This is a genomic window from Pseudomonas sp. 2,4-D (genome assembly GCF_030418155.1).
GTDB classification, from domain to species: domain Bacteria; phylum Pseudomonadota; class Gammaproteobacteria; order Pseudomonadales; family Pseudomonadaceae; genus Aquipseudomonas; species Aquipseudomonas alloputida.
Window position 1 is genome coordinate 1 of sequence record NZ_JAUHUI010000011.1, and the last position, 20,921, is coordinate 20,921.

22 protein-coding genes are annotated in these 20,921 nt (G+C 63.7%); 9 read left to right on the plus strand and 13 right to left on the minus strand.

The features are described from left to right. Nucleotides 1-255: 255 nt before the first annotated feature. Nucleotides 256-849 (minus strand): DUF4157 domain-containing protein, encoded by a 594-nt coding sequence (locus QYE47_RS10480; protein WP_014591256.1) that lies wholly within the window; start codon nucleotides 847-849, stop codon nucleotides 256-258. Continuing rightward, a complete protein-coding gene (locus QYE47_RS10485) occupies nucleotides 836-1,399 on the minus strand; it encodes a TetR/AcrR family transcriptional regulator (RefSeq protein WP_014591255.1) in 564 nt (187 codons plus the stop codon). The genes QYE47_RS10480 and QYE47_RS10485 overlap by 14 nt, the downstream gene beginning before the upstream one ends. A gap of 89 nt (nucleotides 1,400-1,488) precedes the next feature. On the opposite strand from QYE47_RS10485, the gene QYE47_RS10490 reads away from it, so the two are divergent. Both QYE47_RS10490 and QYE47_RS10495 read left to right on the plus strand, forming a co-directional pair. After that, a complete protein-coding gene (locus tag QYE47_RS10490) occupies nucleotides 1,489-2,220 on the plus strand; it encodes an SDR family oxidoreductase (protein ID WP_014591254.1) in 732 nt (243 codons plus the stop codon). Between the two features lie 29 nt (nucleotides 2,221-2,249). Beyond that, complete coding sequence (locus tag QYE47_RS10495; RefSeq protein WP_014591253.1) at nucleotides 2,250-2,864, plus strand: 2-hydroxychromene-2-carboxylate isomerase; 615 nt, start codon at nucleotides 2,250-2,252, stop codon at nucleotides 2,862-2,864. Here QYE47_RS10495 and QYE47_RS10500 read toward each other — a convergent pair. The 5 genes from QYE47_RS10500 to QYE47_RS10520 form a co-directional block, all read right to left on the minus strand. After that, nucleotides 2,837-3,136, minus strand: a complete 300-nt coding sequence (locus QYE47_RS10500; RefSeq protein WP_023389254.1) for a hypothetical protein — start codon at nucleotides 3,134-3,136, stop codon at nucleotides 2,837-2,839. The two genes, QYE47_RS10495 and QYE47_RS10500, sit on opposite strands and share 28 nt — an antisense overlap. A gap of 2 nt (nucleotides 3,137-3,138) precedes the next feature. Continuing rightward, nucleotides 3,139-3,684, minus strand: coding sequence for a cupin domain-containing protein (locus QYE47_RS10505; RefSeq protein ID WP_003248033.1), 546 nt, complete (start codon nucleotides 3,682-3,684; stop codon nucleotides 3,139-3,141). An 81-nt stretch (nucleotides 3,685-3,765) separates the two neighbouring features. Then, nucleotides 3,766-4,971, minus strand: a complete 1,206-nt coding sequence (locus QYE47_RS10510; protein ID WP_014591251.1) for an MFS transporter — start codon at nucleotides 4,969-4,971, stop codon at nucleotides 3,766-3,768. Nucleotides 4,972-5,052: 81 nt separating this feature from the next. Further along, nucleotides 5,053-5,586 (minus strand): cytochrome b, encoded by a 534-nt coding sequence (locus tag QYE47_RS10515; protein WP_014591250.1) that lies wholly within the window; start codon nucleotides 5,584-5,586, stop codon nucleotides 5,053-5,055. Continuing rightward, nucleotides 5,583-6,635, minus strand: a complete 1,053-nt coding sequence (locus QYE47_RS10520) for a catalase family peroxidase (protein ID WP_014591249.1) — start codon at nucleotides 6,633-6,635, stop codon at nucleotides 5,583-5,585. Before QYE47_RS10520 ends, QYE47_RS10515 begins: the two co-directional genes overlap by 4 nt. A 124-nt stretch (nucleotides 6,636-6,759) precedes the next feature. Here QYE47_RS10520 and QYE47_RS10525 point away from each other — a divergent pair, with 124 nt between their 5' ends. Together QYE47_RS10525 and QYE47_RS10530 are read left to right on the plus strand one after the other, a co-directional pair. Then, nucleotides 6,760-7,281, plus strand: coding sequence for a sigma-70 family RNA polymerase sigma factor (locus QYE47_RS10525; RefSeq protein WP_019437145.1), 522 nt, complete (start codon nucleotides 6,760-6,762; stop codon nucleotides 7,279-7,281). Beyond that, nucleotides 7,278-8,030 carry an anti-sigma factor gene (locus QYE47_RS10530; protein ID WP_014591247.1) on the plus strand — a complete coding sequence of 251 codons (753 nt, stop codon included), beginning with the start codon at nucleotides 7,278-7,280 and terminating at the stop codon, nucleotides 8,028-8,030. The genes QYE47_RS10525 and QYE47_RS10530 overlap by 4 nt, the downstream gene beginning before the upstream one ends. A gap of 40 nt (nucleotides 8,031-8,070) precedes the next feature. On the opposite strand, the gene xthA is transcribed toward QYE47_RS10530, so the two are convergent. Then, a complete protein-coding gene (xthA, locus tag QYE47_RS10535) occupies nucleotides 8,071-8,883 on the minus strand; it encodes an exodeoxyribonuclease III (protein WP_014591246.1) in 813 nt (270 codons plus the stop codon). A 162-nt stretch (nucleotides 8,884-9,045) separates the two neighbouring features. On the opposite strand from xthA, the gene QYE47_RS10540 reads away from it, so the two are divergent. From QYE47_RS10540 to QYE47_RS10550, 3 genes are read left to right on the plus strand one after another with little or no spacing between them, the layout of a single operon-like run. Then, on the plus strand, nucleotides 9,046-9,696 hold the full coding sequence (locus QYE47_RS10540) for an N-acetyltransferase (protein WP_014591245.1): 651 nt from the start codon (nucleotides 9,046-9,048) through the stop codon (nucleotides 9,694-9,696). 52 nt (nucleotides 9,697-9,748) lie between these two features. After that, nucleotides 9,749-11,491 (plus strand): autotransporter assembly complex family protein, encoded by a 1,743-nt coding sequence (locus QYE47_RS10545; RefSeq protein WP_026031836.1) that lies wholly within the window; start codon nucleotides 9,749-9,751, stop codon nucleotides 11,489-11,491. Then, nucleotides 11,488-15,162 carry a translocation/assembly module TamB domain-containing protein gene (locus QYE47_RS10550; protein ID WP_070383868.1) on the plus strand — a complete coding sequence of 1,225 codons (3,675 nt, stop codon included), beginning with the start codon at nucleotides 11,488-11,490 and terminating at the stop codon, nucleotides 15,160-15,162. Before QYE47_RS10545 ends, QYE47_RS10550 begins: the two co-directional genes overlap by 4 nt. A 20-nt stretch (nucleotides 15,163-15,182) precedes the next feature. Here QYE47_RS10550 and QYE47_RS10555 read toward each other — a convergent pair whose 3' ends face one another. The 4 genes from QYE47_RS10555 to QYE47_RS10570 form a co-directional block, all read right to left on the minus strand. Beyond that, a complete protein-coding gene (locus QYE47_RS10555; RefSeq protein WP_019437142.1) occupies nucleotides 15,183-15,737 on the minus strand; it encodes a DUF2589 domain-containing protein in 555 nt (184 codons plus the stop codon). Nucleotides 15,738-15,796: 59 nt separating this feature from the next. Next, entirely contained in the window at nucleotides 15,797-16,456 is a 660-nt protein-coding gene (locus tag QYE47_RS10560) for a DUF2589 domain-containing protein (protein ID WP_041167011.1), read from the minus strand. Nucleotides 16,457-16,522: 66 nt separating this feature from the next. Continuing rightward, nucleotides 16,523-16,903, minus strand: a complete 381-nt coding sequence (locus QYE47_RS10565) for a Mor transcription activator family protein (protein ID WP_003248057.1) — start codon at nucleotides 16,901-16,903, stop codon at nucleotides 16,523-16,525. Nucleotides 16,904-17,154: 251 nt separating this feature from the next. After that, the gene (locus QYE47_RS10570; protein WP_014591240.1) at nucleotides 17,155-17,613 is read right to left on the minus strand and encodes a hypothetical protein; all 459 of its coding nucleotides are present in this window, start codon (nucleotides 17,611-17,613) and stop codon (nucleotides 17,155-17,157) included. 151 nt (nucleotides 17,614-17,764) lie between these two features. Between QYE47_RS10570 and QYE47_RS10575 the strand changes: the two genes are divergently transcribed. Next, on the plus strand, nucleotides 17,765-17,953 hold the full coding sequence (locus QYE47_RS10575) for a hypothetical protein (RefSeq protein ID WP_003248064.1): 189 nt from the start codon (nucleotides 17,765-17,767) through the stop codon (nucleotides 17,951-17,953). Between the two features lie 36 nt (nucleotides 17,954-17,989). On the opposite strand, the gene QYE47_RS10580 is transcribed toward QYE47_RS10575, so the two are convergent. After that, nucleotides 17,990-18,364, minus strand: a complete 375-nt coding sequence (locus QYE47_RS10580) for a fe2+ zn2+ uptake regulation protein (protein ID WP_019437140.1) — start codon at nucleotides 18,362-18,364, stop codon at nucleotides 17,990-17,992. Between the two features lie 217 nt (nucleotides 18,365-18,581). On the opposite strand from QYE47_RS10580, the gene QYE47_RS10585 reads away from it, so the two are divergent. Then, nucleotides 18,582-20,873, plus strand: coding sequence for an acylase (locus QYE47_RS10585; RefSeq protein WP_172830955.1), 2,292 nt, complete (start codon nucleotides 18,582-18,584; stop codon nucleotides 20,871-20,873). Nucleotides 20,874-20,921: the final 48 nt, after the last annotated feature.

Sequence of the window (20,921 nt, forward strand, 5' to 3'; positions counted from 1 at the left end):
TGGACACACATCGGGGGTTGGGCGCAGGTCGTCGTAGGAGCGGTGGTGGACACACATCGGGGGTTGGACGCGTGCCGTCGTAGGAGCGGGTTTACCCGCGAAGGGGCCGGGCCTGCTGGCCAATTCCCCCGTCGTTCACCGTTGCCGCCGCTACCGTATTCGCGGGTAAACCCGCTCCTACCACGGTTCGCGCTAACGGCTGAATTTTGCGCTGGGCAAGACAGGCGCTGTAGATGTGGAACGCGATGGCAGCGATCAGCGGGCCAGGCCTGAACGACGCTCGCGCAGCGCCTTGTCGACTTCGGCCTCGATTTTGTAGGCCGGCCCCTCCAGGTCGTCGAAGTTGCGCGTATAGCGTCGGGCAAACTCCTCCACGCCCAGCTCCTGATACTGCTGCACATGCTTGAGCTCGTGCGCCCACAAGGCTACGTTGTCCTCCGCATCGGCGGGCCGGCGGAAGATGATCGTGTCGATCAGTGTAACGGCGTTCACATCGGGGTTCTGCAATAGTGCATTGGCTGCGCTGATCTGTTGCTCATCCCCCACCCGGAAGCGCGCCGCGTCAAGCACGGCAAAGTCATACCAGGGTTCCAGCTGCGCCCGAATATGCAACGGAATCGGCTGCACACCGCTGGCCGTGGCTTCGTCGCGGGCCTGGCGCAAGGCGTATGCCAGGCTGGACGAGGCCATGACCTCCACATCCTTGAGGATCTGCCCGGCCTGGCCTGGGTCGATCGGGGCGCAAAAGCAGCCCATCAGGCACACTTGATACTGCCCAGGCGGGCAGGCCTGTTCGGCAAGCGCTGGCAGGGCCAATAGCAAACCCAGCAGGGCACTAATCCGCCTCATGCAGGGCCTGTTCGACAAACTGGCGGCTGGCGCCCAATACCTGCGCTTGCACGCTTTCACTGGCCAGCATGCGCCCGACCAGCAATGCCCCTACGCACTGGCTGATCAGCACCCAGGCCAGGTGCTCATCCTCCAGGGTTGTGCTCCAGGCCCGGTGCAGTTCTACCAGCCAGTGCTCAGCCACTTCACGCACCGGCGTGTCGGCCCGGGCGATTTCCACACCCAGCGGCGGCAACGGGCATCCACCTTCGGCATTGCGCAGGTGGGCCAGGCTCAGGTACTGCTGCAGGCAGCGGCCCAGGCGTTCTCTGTTGGCTCCCTGGCTGGCCAGGCGTGCCAGGGGGCTGTTGCTCAGCTCCTGGCGTACCACCTCGGTAAACAGGTCGTCCTTGGACGGGAAGTGGTTGTAGAAGGCACCGCCGGTCAGGCCGATCGCTTTCATCAACCCGGCCACGCCGGTACTGGCAAAACCCCCGCGCTTGGCCAGCGCGCCGCTGCTGGCCAGCAACCGTTCGCGGGTTTGCTGTTTGTGTTCGTTGGAGTATCGCATTCACATGCCTCGGCAGACAGGCTTGACGGTGACCGCGATCATAACATAGCGTTCGTTTACTAAACGATCATTCACTAATGGAGCCGGGCATGTCAGAACAACAGAAAGTCGTGCTGGTGATCGGGGCGGGCGACGCCACTGGGGGCGAGATCGCCAAGCGCTTTGCGCGTGAGGGCTACATTGCCTGCGTAACCCGGCGCCAGGCCGACAAACTGCAGCCGCTGCTGGAGGAAATACACGCCGCTGGCGGCCAGGCCTACGGTTTTGGCTCTGATGCGCGCAAGGAAGAGGAGGTCGCCGCGCTGGTGGAGACTATCGAGCGTGATATAGGTCCGATTGAGGCATTTGTCTTCAATATCGGTGCGAATGTGCCATGCAGCATTCTCGAGGAAACCCCACGCAAGTACTTCAAGATCTGGGAAATGGCCTGCTTTGCCGGTTTCCTCACCGCGCAGGCGGTGGCCCGGCGCATGGTTCAGCGTGAGCGCGGCACCCTCCTGTTCACCGGCGCTACAGCCGGTACCCGCGGCGCAGCCGGTTTTGCCGCCTTCGCCGGGGCCAAGCATGGCTTGCGTGCCCTGGCACAGAGCATGGCGCGCGAGTTGGGGCCACGCAACATCCATGTCGCCCATGTAGTGGTGGACGGTGCCATCGACACGGCCTTCATCCGCGACAGCTTCCCCGAGCGCTATGCCCTCAAGGACCAGGATGGCATCCTTGACCCGGCGCACATTGCCGACAGTTACTGGTTCTTGCACGCTCAGCCCCGCGACGCCTGGACCTTCGAGCTTGACCTGCGCCCCTGGATGGAGCGCTGGTAAGCCTCTGTCATCACCCAAGGACCGTAACCATGCACAAGTCTGTCGATTTCTTTTTTGACCTGGGCAGCCCGGCCAGCTACCTGGCCTGGACCCAACTGCCGAACCTGTGTGCCCGCCACGGCGCTACGCTGCGCTACCGGCCAATGCTGCTTGGCGGGGTTTTCCAGGCTACCGGCAATGCTTCGCCGGCCATGATCCCGGCCAAAGGGCGCTATATGTTCACCGACTTGACCCGCTTTGCCGAACGCTACGGTGTGCCGTTCGGGATGCCGCCGGGTTTCCCGGTCAATACCCTGACGTTGATGCGCGGCGTGACAGGTACCCAGTTGCATTCACCGGATCGGTTCGAGGCATTGCTATCGGTGCTGTTCACTGGGCTGTGGGTACAGCGCCGCAACCTGAGCGACAGCGCTGTGCTGAATGAAACACTCGTGCAGGCAGGTTTCGACCCGCAGGGTTTTCATGCCCTGGCCGCTGACAGCGAAGTAAAAGCAGCGCTAAAGCAGGCCACCGAGGCTGCTGTGGCGCGCGGGGTGTTTGGCGCGCCCACCTGTTTTGTCGGTGATGGCATGTTCTTCGGCCAGGACCGCCTGGACTTTGTCGAGGAGGCGCTGCGTCAGGGGGCCAGCAGCCTCTCCAGCTGAGTGCGCTCCCACAGGCTGAGCAGGTCGGTGGGGTTGGTGCCATAGCGCTGCCAGTGCTCGAGCCCGGCCTGTTCGCCGCCGGGGGCTTGGCAATGAACGCAATGCGCCAGGCCTTCGGTATCCAGGGCCAACGTCAGTTGCCAGCCCTGGATACCGACATCGACCAAGCCGCCCTCGCGGCGTGCAGCCACCTCAAGTTGATGCACGCCAAGGGCCACATTGCGCAGGCACTGATAGACATCCCGGGCGCTCAGTGAACGTCTGTGGGTCAAGATCAGAAATTCGCCGGCGTGTTGGCGCTGATGATCTCGGCCTCATCCGGGCCGATGTTCTTGAAACTGTGCGGCAGGGTAGTGGGGATGTAGTAGCCGTCGCCAGAGTTGAGCACACTGACCTGGCCGTCGACCCACAGTTCGACGGTACCCCGGGTGACCAACCCGCATTCTTCGCCTTCAGCGTGCACGATCGGCTCGCCAGAGTCGGCGCCGGGTGCGTACAGCTCACGCAGCATGCGCATTTGGCGGCCTTCGACGCTGGCGCCGACCAGCAGCATGCGCAGGCCATTGCGGCCCAGGTCGGGTTGTTCGCCACCACGGAATACGTAGCGTTCCTCACGCACCGGCTCGTCGAAGCTGAAAAACTCCGCCAGGCTCATGGGAATGCCTTCGAGCAGTTTTTTCAGGGAGCTGACCGAAGGGCTGACGCGATTCTGCTCGATCTGCGAGATCGTCGAATTGGTCAGCCCGCTGCGGCGGGCCAGTTCCCGTTGGGAGAGGTTGTTGCGTTCACGCACCAGTTTGAGTCGCGTCCCCGTGTCCATAGCCGCCTTGTAATCAGAGGTGTCAATAATAATGAGCGATGCGCATTAAAACACACTCTGCGTCCTTGCGCGCTGTGCTTCTCAAACCCGCTGCTCACGCGGCATTGGCCACAGCCCGACCAGCAGCAACAGCACGGCTACGACCAAGAATGGCAAGCGCGGATCAAGGGCATACACCAAGGTACCGGCGAGCGGCCCGATCACCGCGCCCATGCCTTGTGCGGCGCCAATGGAGCCGGCCGTGGCGCCTTGTTCGGAGGCCTGCATGGCATTGGCCGCCAGTGCCGAAAACGCCGGGAACACGAAGCCCATGCCGGCCGCCGCAACAAAATAGCAAGCCCACAGCCAGGGGGCCGTGGTGGCCAGCGAGCCACAGGCAAAGCCCAGTGCCGATACCGTGGCACCTACCCGGATCATCTTCAGCGGTGGCCACTCCAGTTGGCGCAGTATCACCTGGGCCAGCATCAGTGCCACACCCACGGTGGTCAGGGCGATGCCAGCTGCCTGAGCGGCTTCGGCAGGGCCCAGATGCAAGCGGTCAAGGGCAAAGAAACCGACGATGATCTGCGACACGGTCACGCTGAGCATGGCGCTGAATGCCACCAGCAGCGGCCGGCGCAGGCGCGGGTCGTTCAGCCGCACCGGGCTTGGGGCGTGGCTGTGAGGCAGCGCCTGTGGTTTGAGGGTAAAAAACAGTACCAGGAAGGCAGTGGCCGGCAACAGCGACATGATATGGAACGGCAGGCTCAGGCTGTGCCGCGCCAGCAGTGCGGCCAGCGCCGGCCCGACCACCAGACCGACGGCGTTGGCCGCCCCCAGTGAGGCCATGGCCCGCGCCCGGCGTTGCGGCTCGACATGGTCGGCGATCATCGCATTGCAGCCTACCGGGATGGCAGCATAAAAGGCGCCGATGCAACCACGCGCGATCATCAGGCCGATGAACGCCAAGGTCGCCCCCGGCAGCCAGCGCAGTGCGCCTTCGACGAACAGGCACAGCAGCCAGTAGGCCAGGGTGAAGCCGGCGCTGCCCAGCAGCAGGATGCGCCGGCGGCCCAGGCGGTCTGCCGCTCGACCCCAGGGCCGGGCCAGCAGCACCCAGACCACGCCCGCCACGGTCACGGCGGCGCCGGCTTGCCAGGTGGCCATGCCAAGCTGGCGGGCTATCGGGCCGATCAGGGCGACGAAGGCCATCATCGACATGGTGCAGGCCATGTTGGCCAGCAGCAGCGGGCGCAAGTTCAGGGTACTGGCAGGCAGAAGGGTTGCAGAATCCTTTGCGACGTTCATAGGCAGTCCAGGGCAGAGTGGCAAACAAAATCGATATTATTAGGAATCATTATCGATTGTCGAACCCCGTGCTGCTACCGTTCATTCGCTGCGGTGCAAGGGGCCAGGCCACATGCTACGCAACACACCGTCGCGACGCACCCACGCATGCATCAAGGCTGCCCCCACATGGACCAGCACCGTGGCGAATAGCAGGTAGCCCGCCCAGCCATGGGCCTGGCGCAACACGGCATATAGCTGCAGGTTGTGGGGGGCGATGGCGGGCAAGCCGAGCGGGCGCGGGTAATCGCCGGCCGATAGCATGGCCCAGCCCAGCAGCGGCATGGCCAGCATCAGGCCATAGAGCAGCAGATGCGAGGCTCCGGCGGCCCAGCGCTGCAGTTTTGGCAGGTCGTTTGGCAGGGGGGGGTGGGGTAGGGTCAGGCGCACAGCGATGCGCAGTACCACCAGCACCAGCAGGGCCAGCCCGGTGGCCTTGTGCAGGCTGATCAGCAACGGGTGGCGTAGCGACAGGTCGGCGACCATGCTCACGCCGATGAACAGCATGGCCAGAATCAGCACGGCCATCAGCCAGTGCAACAAGCGGGCGAAAGGGTGGAAGGCTTGAGGTTTCATGGCTGGGCTCCGGTGCTGAGCGATTCGCGGCTACGGCGGTTGAACGATTCCGAATAGGCGGCCGAGCGGGCGGCGAGGATCGGGTCGGCCGACGCCTCTATACCGCGCGGCAGGATCAGCGGGTCGAAGTTGAGGTCGCGGCAGGCCCCTTGCTCGGGGGCGTCTACCTGTTCCAGCACCAGTGTGCCGGCGTCCACGCTGCGCCGTTCGGCGGGCCACGGCCGGGCAGGGTCGTCCACGGCATCGCCTGGTTCGGCCAGTACCAGGCGCAGCTTCCAACGCAACGGGCCTTGGGCGAGGCGTTGCTGCAAGTCGTGTTGCAGGAATTGTTTGTCATCCACCTGCGCGGGTAATGCCGCAAATGCAGTTTGTGGCTCGAGCTGCCAACGCACCGGGTGGGCCGCGCCAGCTGCGTCGATCAGGCGGAAGGCATTGATACTGTGGTATTGCGTGTTGGCGAAGCTGTCGCTGGGTTTGTAGCCCGCCGCCCATTGCCGAAACGCCGCGCTTTCCGGGTGGGCAGCGAAGAACGCCTGCAGCTTGCCAGGGTCCGGTTTGCCGGTCGCCGGGTCTGGTGCACTCGCCAGTACTTGCTGGTAGAACGCTTGCGGCGTGCTGACTGCCAGCACCGGCGGGTTGTTCATGCCCGTCCGCCAGACCTGGCCGTCGTCGGTGCTTAGCTCAATCGCCAGGCTGCGTACGGGTATACCCGTATCCGGGGCGAACGGGTTGGCACCGCCGATGGCAAAACGGCCAACCACCGGCACCCGTTGCTGGCTGAAGGCGCGCGCCGTGGACAGGTTGGCGGCCTGCCCGCTGGCCTGGAAGTAGCCGCTCACGCACAACCCCTTGGCGTGGTTCTTGCGATAGCCTGGGTAATGCCCGGCCTGGGCTTCGAAGGTGTCGATGATGCGTTGTGGCGTCAGTCGTGGGGCGCCGAGCCAGCCAGCGGCATAGGCAAAGCCGGCACCTGCGGCCAGCAGCACGCCGCCAATGGCGGCCAGGCGCAAGGCTTTGGCCGGGCCGTGCAAGGGTGTGTTCATGGTCATCGTCCGGTTCAGTGAAGGTGCCAGTACGACGTGTCAGAGAAAAAGTTATTCCCTCATCGGGAATAGAATTTGTTCACAGGCGTCTGCCCTTTACACTGACAACCCCAGAGGCCGGGACCTAGCCATGCATGATTTGGACGACCACCAGTGGCGCGAGCTGCTGGCCCGCCTGCGCCGCTTTGCCGTGTGGCTGACCCGCGAGCCGGGCAGCGCCGACGACCTGGTGCAGGCTACGGTCGAGCGGGCCCTGAGCCGTCGCGACCAGCAACGGGACGCTGATGCCCTGCGTGCCTGGCTGTTCACCATCCTGTATCGACAGTTCCTCGACGGTAAGCGCCGCGAGCGATTGCATGCGCGCTGGTTGTCCTGGTTCGGCCGTAACGAGCACGACGATGAGCCGGCCGGTGACAACCTCGAAACCATCGTCCTGGCACAGGCTGACCTGCAGGCGTTTGCCCGGCTGACAGCGGAGCAGCGTGCCTTGTTGTTGCTGGTCAGCATCGAAGGCTTGAGTTACAAGGAGGCCGCCCAGGCTTTGGGCATCCCCATCGGCACTGTGATGTCGCGCCTGTCGCGCGCGCGCAATGCCTTGCGCGAACTGACCGAGGGCAACCCCCAACCCCCGGCCTTGCGGAGACTGAAATGACGCGCCTGATCCCCAGCGATGACGAATTGCACGCTTACGTCGATGAGCGCCTGGAACCTGTTCGCCGGGCCGAAGTGCAGGCCTGGCTGGCGGCCAACCCGCAAGCTGCGGCACGGGTGGAAGGCTGGCGCGCCGATGCCCGAAGGCTGCGCACAGCGCTGGCCGGGTTGGGCGAGCTGCCCGGTGCGGCGCAGCTGGACCTTGGACAGTTGCGTCGGCAATTGCGCCAGCGTCGGCAGCGGCGCTGGGCTGCGGCGGCGGTAGTGATGCTGGCGTTGGGTGTGGGGGGCTTGGGCGGCTGGCAAGTGCGCGATGCAACCCTGGCGCGGGTCGACCTGCCCATGGCTGATGCTGTACAGGCGCACCGTCTGTTCGCCGGCAGTGAAGCACTGGATATCCAGGCCAGTGATCCTGGGCAGTTGCGCGACTGGCTGGGCCGCCATTTCAGTCGGGTGGGCCAGTTACCGGACCTGGCGGGCTATGGCTTCAAACCAGTGGGCGCGCGCTTGCTCAGCAACGAGCAGGGGCCGGCTGCATTACTGGTGTTTGAAGATGGCAAGGGCCAGCGCATCAGCCTGTTCCTGCGCTCTCCGGGCGACCATTATCGGCGCATGCCGGACGGGCAGCGGGTCGATGGCCAACTGGAGGCGCGGTATTGGTCGCATGGGGCTTATAACTTTGCCTTGGTCAGCGCGGCGGACGATGTGCGTGGGGCGGGAGTGGGGGAGGCGTTGAGGTTGGGGTTGTGAGTGTGGGCCCAAGGCGTGCACCTTGGGCCCCTCACCAAAATCAGCTCAACTCCAGCCAGATCGGCGCATGGTCCGACGGCTTTTCCATCCCGCGCAGCTCATAGTCCACGCCCGCTGCCTTGATGCGCGGCACCAGCTGCTGCGAGGCCATGATCAGGTCGATGCGCAGGCCGCGCTTGGGCTCGTCCTCGAAGCCGCGGCTTCGGTAGTCGAACCAGCTGAAACGGTCTGTCACCTCCGGATACAGGTGGCGGAAGCTGTCTACCAACCCCCAGCCTTTCAAACGTTCCATCCACTCACGCTCCTCCGGCAGGAAGCTGCACTTGCCGGTCTTCAGCCAGCGTTTGGCGTTGTCCGGGCCAATGCCGATATCACAGTCTTGCGGCGAGATGTTCATGTCGCCCATCACCAGCACTGGCTGGTCGTTGCGGAACTGGCTTTCCAGCAGTGCCTGCAGGTCGCTGTAGAAGCGCTGCTTGGCCGGGAACTTGGTGGGGTGGTCGCGGCTTTCGCCCTGGGGGAAATAGCCGTTCATGATGGTGATCGGGCTGCCGTCGGCATCGGCGAAGGTACCCCAGATGAAGCGGCGCTGGGCATCTTCTTCGTCGGTGGCAAAGCCCTTGTGCAGGCTCAGCGGCGCCTGGCGCGACAGCAGGGCCACGCCGTAGTGGCCTTTCTGGCCATGGTAGTGCACGTGGTAACCCAGTGCTTGCACGTCGGCCAGCGGGAATTGATCGTCGCTGACCTTGGTTTCCTGCAGGCCGATCACGTCCGGCTGGTGCTTTTCGATCAGCGCCGCCAGCTGATGCGGGCGGGCCCGCAGGCCGTTGATGTTGAAACAGACGATCTTCATGGAAAGACAATCCCGGTAAAAGGCGCGATGCTAGCCGACATCGACCTGCATCACCAGCATGGCGGCCAGGCGAGCCTGCTGCTAACGTGCTGTTGGGGGTGAACGAAGCGCGCTGGGGCACCTCCAAGGCACTGAACGCCCATTCCAGGAGGTCTGCCCGCAATGCCCGAAACTACAGCCGCCCCGGCCCGTGTCTGCCTGCTCGACGATGGTTACAGCCGCGAGGCACGTTCGCTGCTGTACAACGCCTACCGTCACGAGCCCACCTTCGCCTATATCTTCGAAGCCCAGCGCCCGGGATATGAGCGGCGCCTGCGGGTGATGGTGCGCGAATGGGTGCGCCAGCACTTCTACCTGCAACTGCCCGCCATCGGCCTGCTGGTCGATGACCGTCTGATTGCCCTGGCCCTGATCGTGCCGCCGCTGCGCAGGCTGGGCGTGGCCGACAGCTGGGCCTGGCGCCTGCGCATGATGCTGGGTACCGGCCTGCGCTGTACCCGTCGCTACATGGACTACCAGGCTGCGTTGGCCACCTGTCTGCCCACCGACCAGGTGCATGTGTTGCCTTTGCTGGGGGTGCATCCGCAATTTCAGGGCAAGCACTACGGCGAACAATTGTTACAAGCTGTGCACGATTGGTGCGCGGAAGACCCAGGCACCCAAGGGGTGGTGCTGGACACCGGTAACGAGCACTACCTGGCTTTTTACCAGCGTCAGGGTTATGAGGAAATTGGCGAAGTAGCTGTAGGACCAATCCGGGAGAGGGTGTTCTTTCATCCTAATCCAGTCTCTTCAAAACCCGCTTTTGCCTGAACAGGCCGCCGGGCGGCTCCCTTGAGCGCCTGGCTCTGGTAGCATGCGCCGCATGACGTATTCAGGAAGATTGACCTGGGGCCTGGTTTTCTGGGTTGCCAGTTTCGCAGCATGGGGCCAGAGCGAGTTGTTGGTGAAGGTGAAGCCGGCCAACAAGGCGCTCAAGGCCAATGTCGAAGGCTATATAGGCACATTGGGTGACCGCGACGAAGAAGCACTTTTGCGCTTCAGTCGCGGGGCAGAGGAGCAGGCGCGCAAAGCGGCGCAGGCACTCGGCTACTATCAGGCGCAGATCGATACCGAGGTCAAGCCCGCCAGCGACGCCGACCATCCCCCACAACTGATCATCAGCATCAACCCGGGCGAACCGATTCGCCTGCGCAACGTGACCGTGCGCATCGAGGGTCCAGCCAGCGAGATGAAGGCCTTCCGCGTGCCTGACAGCAAGGCGCTGCGGACGGGTGAACAACTCAATCACGGCCATTACGAGGATGCCAAGCGGCTGATCCAGAACCAGGCGTCGCGCTATGGCTTCTTCAGTGGGCGCTTCAGTAGCCAGCGCCTGGCCGTCGATCCGCAAGCCGGTGTGGCCGATATCGACCTGGTCTACCAGAGCGGCCCACGTTATCGCCTGGGCGCCGTCACTTTTGGTGGCGACACGCCGTTGGACGAGGACCTGCTGCAGCGCATGGTTTCGTTCAAGCCGGGTACCCCCTACGACTCGGAACTGATCGCAGAGCTGAACAATGACCTGCAATCGAGCGGCTATTTCGAAGGCGTGCGCGTGGATGCGGCGCCCACTGCTGCTGTGGGCGAAGAAGTCCCGGTGGATGTTCACCTGGAAACCCGTAAACCACGCACCATGGGCCTTGGCCTGGGCTTCTCGACCGACGTCGGGCCGCGCGGCAAGGCCAACTGGACCCGCCACTGGGTCAACCCGCAAGGCCACAGCTATGGCTGGGAAACCGAACTGTCGGCACCGCGCCAGAACGTCGGCCTGTGGTATGACATTCCCCTCGACCCGCCGCTGACCGACAAGCTGCGCTTTGCCGGTGGCTACCAGAACGAGGAGCTTGCCGGCACCGACACGCTCAGCAAGCTGTTGACGGTCGGCCCCGAGTGGCACAGCAAGCTGCCCAGTGGCTGGCAGCGGGTGATTTCGCTCAAGTACCAACGCGAAGAATATCGTCTGGGCGACGACTCCGGGTTGAGCAACCTGCTGATGCCGGGCGTCAGCTATTCCTTCCTGCGCAGCGACAACCGTATCGATCCGCACAACGGCTATCGCCTGCAGTTCGATGTTCAAGGGGCCAAGGAAGGGCTGGTTTCCGACACCAACCTGCTGCACGGCAACATATTGCTCAAAGGCCTGACCACACTCGGCCACAACCACCGCTTTCTCGGACGCGTGCAGTTTGGTGGCAGTGCAACCAATGGCTTCAAGAACAATATTCCGCCGTCGCTGCGTTTCTTCGCGGGTGGCGACCAGAGTGTGCGCGGTTACGACTACCAGACCCTGTCGCCGAAGAACAGCGACGGTGACCGTATCGGCGGGCGCTACCTGGTGGCAGGCAGTGTCGAGTACCAGTATTCGCTGACCGAAAAATGGCGGGTCGCGACGTTCGTCGACCAAGGCAATTCGTTCAACGACCTGGAGCTGCCCAGCCTCAAGACCGGTGTCGGCTTTGGTGTGCGCTGGGTATCGCCAGTCGGGCCGCTGCGCCTGGACCTGGCCAAGGCGCTGGATGACGAAGGGGGCATTCGCCTGCACTTTTCCATGGGGCCCGAGCTGTGAAACGCGTAGTCAAATTTACTTCACTGGGCCTGCTGGGGGGCGTCGCGAGCGTGGGCCTGGTGCTCGGCTTGCTGCTGGGTACCCAGGCCGGCAGCCGCTGGGTACTGGGCCAGGTGCCCGGGCTTGAAGTGGCCGACTTCCAGGGGCGCCTGGCGGGCAGTTGGCAGGCCAGCCGGCTGAGTTGGGCCGACGGCGGCAGCACGGTAGAGATGCAGGCGCCGTTGCTGGCCTGGTCGCCTGCCTGCTTGCTGCGCGCAACCTTGTGCATTGATCGGTTGCAGGCAGACCGCATTGACATGGCCTTTGCGCCAAGCGCCGAACCGGCCGAGAGCGCCCCGCTGCAATTGCCGACCCTGCGTTTGCCGCTGGCCATCGAACTGGGCGAGGTCAAGGTCGGGCAGCTGCGCCTGGATGGCAGCGATCTGCTTGGCGATTTGCAACTGGCTGCGCACTGGACCAACAGCGGGATACGCATCGACAGCCTGCGGCTGCTGCGCGACGACCTGCAATTGAGCCTACAGGGCGACCTGCAACCCGAAGGCGACTGGCCGGTAACACTACAGGCGCAATTACAGTTGCCTGCGGTAGACGAAAAACCCTGGCAACTGGCACTGACGGCCAATGGCCAATTGCAGAAGACGTTGGAACTCGCCGGCACCAGCAGTGGTTACCTCGATGCCACATTGAGCGGGCAGTTGCAGGCACTGGCCGAGCACCTGCCGGCGACCTTGCACATCCGCTCCGAGGCGTTCAAGCCGGCTGGAGCGTTGCCTGACACCTTGCAATTGAACGCGCTCGAGCTCGATGCCAAGGGTGATCTGCTCAATGGCTATCAACTGTCCGGCAGGGCCAGCCTGCCGGCCGAGCAGTCACCGATCGCCTTGCTCCTGTCCGGTCTGGTCGACACTAAGGGGGCCAGGCTCGATGCCCTGGACCTGACCGCCAGCGAAAGCCAACGGGTCAAGCTGCAAGCCACGGCTGACTGGCAGCAAGGCCTGAGCGCTGATGCGCAGCTGGACTGGCAGGACTTCCCGTGGTTACGCCTGTACCCACTCGAGACCCCGCCCGAAGTCACCCTCAAGCGCTTCAATACCCAGGTGCATTATCGCGATGGCAATTACCAGGGGACTTTCACCGGGGACCTGGATGGCCCGGCGGGAGCGTTCAGCATCGCCAGTCCGTTCGAAGGTGACCTCACCCAGGTGAAACTGCCGCAGTTGGCGCTGACCGCCGGCCAAGGCAAGGCAGCCGGCAGTGTCGCCGTACGTTTTGCCGACACCCTGGCCTGGGATGTCGACCTGCAGCTCTCCGCGCTCGATCCGGCCTATTGGCTAGCCGAACTGCCGGGTACCCTGGCGGGGCCACTGCGCAGCAAAGGCGAACTGAAAGGCGATGCGCTTACCCTGGATGCCCAGCTTGACCTCAAGGGCCGCCTGCGTGGCCAGCCGGCCATGCTCAAGGCCGAGGCCCAGGGGGCAGGGCAAAACTGGACCCTGGGCACACTGGCCATCCAGCTGGGTGACAACCGCATCAACGGCAGTGGCAGCTTGCAACAGCGCCTGGCGGGGCAAATCGATCTTGACTTGCCGCGCCTGGGCCAGTTGTGGCCAAGGCTGCAAGGCGGGGTCAAGGGCCGGCTGGATGTCGCCGGTACCTTGCAGGCCCCGCAAGGTACGCTCACCCTGCAGGGCCAGCGCTTGGCCCAGGCCGAAAACCGCCTGCAGCAGTTGGACCTGGATGCCCGCCTGGACAACGCCCAACGCGGTGTAGTCGGGCTCAAGGCAACCGGTATCCACCTGGGTGATACCGCCTTGGGCACGTTGCAGATCAACGGCAAAGGCGACATTCGCCAACAGGCCTTGACCCTGGCGCTGGATGGCCCGCAGCTCAAGCTAGACCTTGGCCTGGATGGCCAGTTGAACAAAGGTGACTGGCGCGGCCGCCTGGCCACTGGCCGAATCCAGGCCGGTGGCCAGGACTGGCAGTTGCAGGCGCCGGCACGACTGCAGCGGCTGGCCAGCGGCCAGCTTGACTTCGGGGCCCACTGCTGGCGCTCCGGCCAGGCAAGCCTGTGTGGCGACGACCAGCGGCTGGCCCCCGAACCGCGCCTGCGCTACCACCTCAAGCAGTTCCCGCTGGGCAGCCTGGCCCAGTGGCTGCCGAAGGACTTTGCCTGGCAAGGCCTGCTCAATGCCGACATCAACCTGGACATCCCGGCCAGCGGCCCCAAGGGCACTATCGTTGTCGATGCCAGTGGCGGCACCCTGCGCGTGCGCGACAAAGGCCGCTGGATCGATTTCCCTTATCAGGCCCTGCGCCTGGACAGCACGTTGGCACCGCGGCGCATCGATACGCGCCTGGCGTTTCGCGGTGAGCGCCTGGGTGAGCTGAACGTCAACGCCCGGCTTGATCCGCTCGGCAAGAACAAACCCTTGTCGGGTGATTTCCGCCTGGCCGGGCTGGACCTGTCGGTGGCCCGCCCGTTCGTGCCCATGGTCGAACGCCTGGCCGGGCAGCTCAATGGCAGTGGTCGGCTTTCAGGCACCTTGCTGGCACCTCAGGTCAACGGCAACCTGATGCTCAGCGGTGGCGAAGTCAGTGGCGCCGAGCTACCGGCCAGCCTTCAGGACCTGTCATTGCAGGCGCTGATTGCCGGCGAGCAAGTGCAGCTCAACGGTAACTGGCGCAGTGGCGAGGCGGGACGTGGCCAGTTGAGCGGCAGCCTCACCTGGGGGCAGGCACTGGGCATGGACGTGCGTCTGCAAGGCCAGCAACTGCCGGTCGCGGTCGAGCCCTACGCCACACTGGAAGTTGCCCCGGACCTGACCTTGCGCCTGATCGATGACAAGCTGGCGGTGACCGGCAAGGTGCAGGTGCCCAAGGGCAAGATCACTGTACGTGAGCTGCCGCCGTCCACGGTCAAGGTGTCGGATGACACGGTAATCGTCGGTCACCAGACCGAGGAAGGCAAACCACCCATGGCAATGGCCATGGACATCGATGTCGAAGTCGGCCGCGACAAGCTGTCGTTCAGCGGCTTCGGGCTGACTGCCAATCTGCTGGGTCATGTGCACATCGGCGATAACCTCGATACCCGTGGCGAACTGAGCCTGGCAGACGGCCGCTACCGCGCCTACGGCCAGCGCCTCACCATACGCCGGGCGCGTCTGCTGTTCGCCGGCCCGATCGACCAGCCATACCTGGACATCGAGGCGATCCGCAAGGTTGACGATGTAATAGCCGGCATCCGCCTGAGCGGCAGCGCCGAGCAGCCGACGACCAAAGTGTTCTCGGAGCCGGCCATGAGCCAGGAGCAGGCGCTTTCGTACCTGGTCTTGGGCCGGCCATTGGGCAATACCGGCGAAGATAACAACATGCTCGCCGAGGCGGCGCTGGGCCTGGGCCTTGCCGGGAGCGCCGGCATTACCGGCAGCCTGGCGTCGAGCCTGGGGATCGACGACTTTCAGCTGGATACCGAAGGTTCTGGCAACAGCACCAGCGTGGTCGCCAGCGGTAACCTTACCGAGAAGCTCAGCCTTCGTTACGGGGTGGGCGTGTTCGAACCGGCCAACACGATCGCGTTGCGTTACAAGCTGAGCAAGAAGGTTTACCTCGAGGCCGCCAGTGGGCTGGCAAGCTCTCTGGACATCTTCTACAAGCGCGACTTCTAGGCCCGACAGCGTGGCGGCCATCAACGGACGGTGGCCGCCTCAATGAACTCGTTGGTGTCGGGTGAGGGCGGTGGGGGGGTGGCGCGTACCGGGACGATCAGGTTGGTGTATTCCTCGATCAACCGGTTCAGGGCCTCTGGCGGTTCGCTTGCCTGGAACTGCATGCGGATCTGCACTTCATCCGGGTCTCGGTTTTCGCCCTGACGGCCTTGGCCGCCAATGGTGACCTTGAAGCTCGCGGCCTTGCTCTCGCTTGCGGTCAGCAGTGCCTGCTGCGCCTCGGTGCCTTTGACCCTTACCGACAGGTCGACCTGCATGCGCTCAAGGGCCAGGCCTTTCGGTGACACTAGCGCAAACAGGGGGACGCGCATGATGTGTTGCCCATCCATGGCCACCTCGACCATCTTGGCTTTCATGGGGGCGCCTAGCGCCTCGGTGTCGCACTCGAAAAACTGGTCGAACAGGTTGATGTACTGCTGGGCAATCAGGCTGTTGGTGGCACTGGCGGCTTCTTGCAGGCCACGGGTAATTTCACGTAGGTCAATGGAGGTCATGGGGGCGGGGGGCTTTTGCAATGATTCGACTCCTCAGGCCAGGGTGTGCCCCTCCCGCTACCGGCAGGAGGGGCAATGGGTCAAGCGCTAGCGTTTTGCGGGGTCGGCAGGTTTGCAGGCGCGGCCCGTTTCAAGGTGTCCGCCTGGGATATTTCGTCCGGGCTTTCCAGTGCTGCGGTTCGGACAACGGTTGGCTTGGTTGCGGCGTCAGTGAGGAACTCGATTACCCTCATCATCGCTTCGGGCGGTTCCTGACGCTTCAGGGTCGTGTTGAAGGCATAGCGGGCACGGGTATCTGATTTGCGGGTTTGCGTGGATTTGTGGCTCACGCTGCCTTTCACGTTCAGCCTGAACGGCCCCCATCCCAGTGAGCCGGTAACTTCTGCATTCATGTCCTTGTTGGAAATATCTTCCGACATCTGGTTGATAACCAGCTCGAACTCTACATTGCCCTCTTCGATGGAAATGTTCGGATGGGTAATGGCCGCCATCAGCGGCACTTTCATGGTCTTGCTGACTACGCCTTTGTATTCGCCCTGTTCGTCGACGATGGTTTCGTCGTAGTCGAACTGGATGGCTACTGCCTTGCCATCCTGGACGCATACCTGCATCAGGAAGTCGGCGTACGATTTGCTGGCGGTTACCTGCGCCTGGACCATGGCCTGCAAGGGGCCGGCGATCATACGGTCCATCGGCAGGGCATTGATCACGGAGCCTATAAGGCTGTTATCTATCGACATATCGGGAAGCTCGCTCTATTTAGTGGGGGTAAGGCCGCCGCGAATAGCAGCCAAGTTGTCCGGGCGTCAGCGCGTGCATAGCTCCTGGCGCCGGATGTTGCCGATCTGCCGCAGGCTCAGGCCGTACTTGTTGGCCAGCAGGCTGCGGGACAAACCGTTGGCGCTCTCCTTCTGGATCTGCTGGTTGCGCAGCTGACGCAGAAAGTGGTCAGCCTTGGGGATCTCCAGGGCGACCCCGGCAAAGCGCTTGATCAGTGCGTCGAGCGCTTCGGCCGGCAGCACGTCAGCGAGCTTGGTGCGCTCGCGGTGCTTGGGGATGTACTTGGGCCTGCCGCCGTAGGCGCAGGTCAGTTGGTAGGCGTTTTCGATGCCGATACAGTCGATCAGGGCCTGCAGCGAGTGGGGCAATTGGCTGATATCAATCTGGCTCAAATCTGGCATTTGCATATGGCGCTCCTTCGGGGTAGATGGGATGTGCGACCCGATCACCCGCGGCGTTATGTCGAAGGTGTGAGCAAATTCTGTGCGACAGCCGAGGCACGTCGCTAGGCGGCATATGGGTTGGGGGTTGTAGCTTCGGTGAACAGGATTTGCAGGCAGCGATATCTGGCGCTGTAGGAAATGGCGTCGACATCTGGCTGTGCCCCCTGGTTTCCTGTCGGGTCGCTCGCGATGATGCGGAGCGGGTGCGGCACCCCTCAATCGCACGGGTAGCTGCTCAGCAAGCTGGCGCTACCCAGATAGGCTTGAGGAGTGGCGCGCATGCCCTGCGGCAACGTGCGCCAATCGACCAGCAGGCACAGCGCGTGCAACGGCCGGCCGTTGCGCTGGCCGATGACCTGGTCGGCAAAGTGGCGGCGGTACAGTACCTGGGTCTGACGCATTGGCTGTGCCTGGTCGGCCTGCGCCAGCGTTTGTCGGGCCAGGTCGGGCAAGCGGGCTGTGGGCACGCTGAAATGTACCGGTGCAGTTTCGGTCTGCAGGTAGCCGGCCTGGCGTACGCGTTGCCACAGTTGTTGCCATTGGCTGGCACCGGCATGGGTGGCCAGTTCGCGGCCCAGTTCGAGCAGGTGTTCGGCCGGCGTCTGCTGGGTGTCCAGTGCATGAAGGGAGAGCGGGGTCAGCAACAGCGATGCGAACAGCAGGGGTTTGTACATGGTGCCTCCGGCGTGGGTGCTAGGAAGCCCCATGCTTTCAGGCTGACGTCACCCCACCCAGCAGGAAATCCAGCGCCGGGGGCGGTGACCGTTGTATCATTGCCGCGGCTCGTTGCGAGCCATTTGCCCCTGATGTTGCAAGGAACATTCGATGACACACGTGCAGCGCCTCAAATATTCACTTCTGATCATCCTGGTGGTACTGGGCCTGATGCTGGGCCTGTCCCACCTGCAGAAGCAGGGCACGATCAGTGAGCAGACCTTCCAGATGCTGGCCATCGCCATTGCCGTGGTGGTCGTGGTGATCAACGGCATTCTGCGGCGCAAGGTCAAGCCCTGATCTACGCGGGCCGGCCAGGTATGGCCGGCCATGCGCTCAACGCGAGGGTGTTTGCTCCAGTACGGCGCGCGCCTGGGGGTTGAGCCTGTAGCACTTGTCGCTACCCAGTTGTATGACGCCTTCGGTGCACAGGCGCTTGAGCACTTCACGCACACTTAGGAACGACAGCGGGATATCCAGTTGTTCCAGTTGTGCGTGCACCCCGCGCACGCCAATACTGCGGCCATTGCGGTCGGCGGCGTGCAAGGCGTCGATAACCTTGAGGCGGATCAGGCTGGTGCGCAGGCCGAAGGTGCGCAACAGCTCGCGGATCTGTTCGTTGCCGATTCGTTCTTCAGCAAACACGTCCTGTTCCTTGGACGTTTTGCCTGGGACGCGCCCTGCCTGGATCGAGGTTTGCGGGTTGTACATGCGAATGCTCCTTTTCGTGGACGAACCCGAAATGTGGGTGGCTCACTTACTAGGACGAATGAGCACGCAAAAACTGCAACCCATTCGTGAAAAAAAGCCCTGTTTCTCATCAAGACGTTTCATCGCCTTGTAATACGTAAAATATTCATCTGGCCATTCGTCTGATCGGGATGACCCCCGAACCCGAGGAGTGCCCGTGTTTCCATTTTGCCGCCCCATGACCTGCGCCGGCCTGGCCGCTGCCCTGGTGGCCTTCAGTGTCGGTGTGCAGGCGCACCCCGCGCCAGCCGACGCCAGTGCCCAGATCCGCTATACCCGTTACGGCGTACCGCATATCGTGGCCAAGGATGAGCGTGGCCTGGGCTATGGCGTCGGCTATGCCTACGCCCAGGACAACCTATGCCTGCTCGCCAATGAAGTGCTGACCGTGAGCGGTGAGCGCTCGCGCTATTTCGGCGCCAAGGGCAAGACCCTGGAGCAGCGTGACAACCTGGCCAGCGACCTGTTCTTCACCTGGCTCAATAGCCCAGCGGCGGTCGATGCCTTCCTGCAGGCGCAACCCGCGCCGGTGCAGGCTTTGCTGGCGGGTTATGCCAGCGGCTACAACCGGGCGTTGGTCGAACGCCGTCGTCAAGGGCTGCCCGCCGAGTGTGGCGATGGTGAGTGGGTGCGGCCCATCAGCAGCCAGGATCTGGTCAAACTGACCCGCCGTTTACTGGCCGAGGGCGGTGTCGGGCAGTTCGTCGAGGCGTTGGCAGGGGCGCAACCGCCAACGCTGACCCGTCAGCAATCGTCAGCGGGCTTTGCCACCGCGTTGGCCCGGCAGGAGCGGTTCGCCGCGGAGCGCGGCAGCAATGCGGTGGCAGTAGGCGCGCAGCGCTCAGCCAATGGCCGCGGCCTGTTGCTGGCCAACCCGCACTTCCCGTGGATGGGTGGCATGCGCTTCTACCAGATGCAACTGACCATTCCCGGTCAGCTCGATGTGATGGGCGCGGCGTTACCAGGCCTGCCGGTGGTCAACATTGGTTTCAACCAGCACCTGGCGTGGACGCACACCGTCGACACCTCCAAGCACTTCACGCTCTACCGCCTGCAACTCGACCCCAAAGACCCGACCCGCTATGTGCTCGATGGCAAGTCGCTGCCGATGGCCCGGCAAACCATCCGTGTTGCGGTCAAGGGCACGGATGGCAGCCTGAGCCAGATTGAGCGGCCGGTCTACAGTTCGCAGTTTGGCCCGGTGGTGCAATGGCCAGGCCGCCTGGACTGGGATGCGCAGGCGGCCTACAGCGTGCGAGACGCCAACCTCGAGAACTCACGGGTTTTGCAGCAGTGGTACCAGATCAACCGAGCCGACAGCCTGGCGGCATTGAAGGGATCGGTCGAGCAGTTGCAAGGTATCCCTTGGGTCAACACGCTGGCCGTGGATCAGGGAGGGCGGGCCTTGTACCTTAACCAGTCGGTAGTGCCCTATGTTGACCAGCAACTGTTGGATACCTGCAGCAACCCGCAGGCGCAAGGGCGCCTGGTGGTGCTGGATGGCTCGCGTAGCGCATGCCAGTGGAAGGTTGACGCGCAGGCGGCACAACCGGGTATCTTCCCGGCGCGGCTGTTGCCAAGCCTGGAGCGTGAAGACTTCGTTCAGAACTCCAACGACCCGGCCTGGATGGCCAACCCGGCGCAGCCGCTGACCGGCTACTCTCCACTGGTCAGCCGCAATGACCAGCCACTGGGCATGCGTGGTCGCTTCGCCTTGCAACGCCTGCAGGGCAAAGCCCGGTTAGGTGCAGATGAACTGCAGCGCATGGTCACCGATGACGAGGTGTACCTGGCCAGCCTGGTGTTGCCAGACCTGCTGCAATGGTGCAAGGGCGCCAGCGCAGATGTGCAGGCCGTGTGCAGCAGCCTGGCCGCCTGGAACGGCAAGGCCGACCTCGACAGTGGTATGGGCCTGGTGCACTTCCAGAACCTGTTCAATGCGCTGGCCGAGCACCCGGAAAGCTGGCGAGTGGCATTCAACCCGGCCGACCCGCAGCACACCCCGCGCGGCCTGGCTGTCGAGCAGGCGGCGGTGAGCAGGCTGGTACATCAGGCAGCACTGGCGTCGCTCAAGCAGGTCAGTGAAAGTGGCGTTGCCGGGCAAGCGCGCTGGGGGCAGGTGCAACAGGCCCTTGATGGTACGCCGGTACCGGGCGGCCCGCAGGCGCTAGGGGTGTACAACGCGATCTACAGCGTGCCGCACGGGCAGGGCAAACGGCTGGTGGTGAGTGGCACCAGCTACCTGCAACTGGTCAGCTTTACCGACAAGGGCCCAGAAGCCCGTGGTCTGCTTGCGTTTTCCCAGTCGAGTGAGAAGGCTTCGGCGCATGCCAGTGACCAGACCAAGGCATTTGCGGCCAAGCAATTGGCGGTGATTCCGTTTACCGAGGCCCAGATCAAGGCAGACCCGGAGTATCGGGAAGTGGTGATCAGTGAGCGGGACAAGGGGGCGGTAGTCAGCCAGCCCTGAGGCGTCAGCCTGCGCCGGCCCATTCGCGGGTAAACCCGCTCCTACAGG

Bases quoted from the DNA above. Each gene is read 5' to 3' on its own strand.
- QYE47_RS10485 (WP_014591255.1), bottom strand. From the start codon at position 1,399: ATGCGATACTCCAACGAACACAAACAGCAAACCCGCGAACGGTTGCTG.
- QYE47_RS10495 (WP_014591253.1), top strand. From the start codon at position 2,250: ATGCACAAGTCTGTCGATTTCTTTTTTGACCTGGGCAGCCCGGCCAGC.
- QYE47_RS10545 (WP_026031836.1), top strand. From the start codon at position 9,749: ATGACGTATTCAGGAAGATTGACCTGGGGCCTGGTTTTCTGGGTTGCC.
- QYE47_RS10515 (WP_014591250.1), bottom strand. From the start codon at position 5,586: ATGAAACCTCAAGCCTTCCACCCTTTCGCCCGCTTGTTGCACTGGCTG.
- QYE47_RS10480 (WP_014591256.1), bottom strand. From the start codon at position 849: ATGAGGCGGATTAGTGCCCTGCTGGGTTTGCTATTGGCCCTGCCAGCG.
- xthA (WP_014591246.1), bottom strand. From the start codon at position 8,883: ATGAAGATCGTCTGTTTCAACATCAACGGCCTGCGGGCCCGCCCGCAT.
- QYE47_RS10510 (WP_014591251.1), bottom strand. From the start codon at position 4,971: ATGAACGTCGCAAAGGATTCTGCAACCCTTCTGCCTGCCAGTACCCTG.
- QYE47_RS10565 (WP_003248057.1), bottom strand. From the start codon at position 16,903: ATGCAAATGCCAGATTTGAGCCAGATTGATATCAGCCAATTGCCCCAC.
- QYE47_RS10585 (WP_172830955.1), top strand. From the start codon at position 18,582: ATGACCTGCGCCGGCCTGGCCGCTGCCCTGGTGGCCTTCAGTGTCGGT.
- QYE47_RS10560 (WP_041167011.1), bottom strand. From the start codon at position 16,456: ATGTCGATAGATAACAGCCTTATAGGCTCCGTGATCAATGCCCTGCCG.
- QYE47_RS10575 (WP_003248064.1), top strand. From the start codon at position 17,765: ATGACACACGTGCAGCGCCTCAAATATTCACTTCTGATCATCCTGGTG.
- QYE47_RS10570 (WP_014591240.1), bottom strand. From the start codon at position 17,613: ATGTACAAACCCCTGCTGTTCGCATCGCTGTTGCTGACCCCGCTCTCC.
- QYE47_RS10540 (WP_014591245.1), top strand. From the start codon at position 9,046: ATGCCCGAAACTACAGCCGCCCCGGCCCGTGTCTGCCTGCTCGACGAT.
- QYE47_RS10505 (WP_003248033.1), bottom strand. From the start codon at position 3,684: ATGGACACGGGGACGCGACTCAAACTGGTGCGTGAACGCAACAACCTC.
- QYE47_RS10530 (WP_014591247.1), top strand. From the start codon at position 7,278: ATGACGCGCCTGATCCCCAGCGATGACGAATTGCACGCTTACGTCGAT.
- QYE47_RS10520 (WP_014591249.1), bottom strand. From the start codon at position 6,635: ATGACCATGAACACACCCTTGCACGGCCCGGCCAAAGCCTTGCGCCTG.
- QYE47_RS10490 (WP_014591254.1), top strand. From the start codon at position 1,489: ATGTCAGAACAACAGAAAGTCGTGCTGGTGATCGGGGCGGGCGACGCC.
- QYE47_RS10525 (WP_019437145.1), top strand. From the start codon at position 6,760: ATGCATGATTTGGACGACCACCAGTGGCGCGAGCTGCTGGCCCGCCTG.
- QYE47_RS10580 (WP_019437140.1), bottom strand. From the start codon at position 18,364: ATGTACAACCCGCAAACCTCGATCCAGGCAGGGCGCGTCCCAGGCAAA.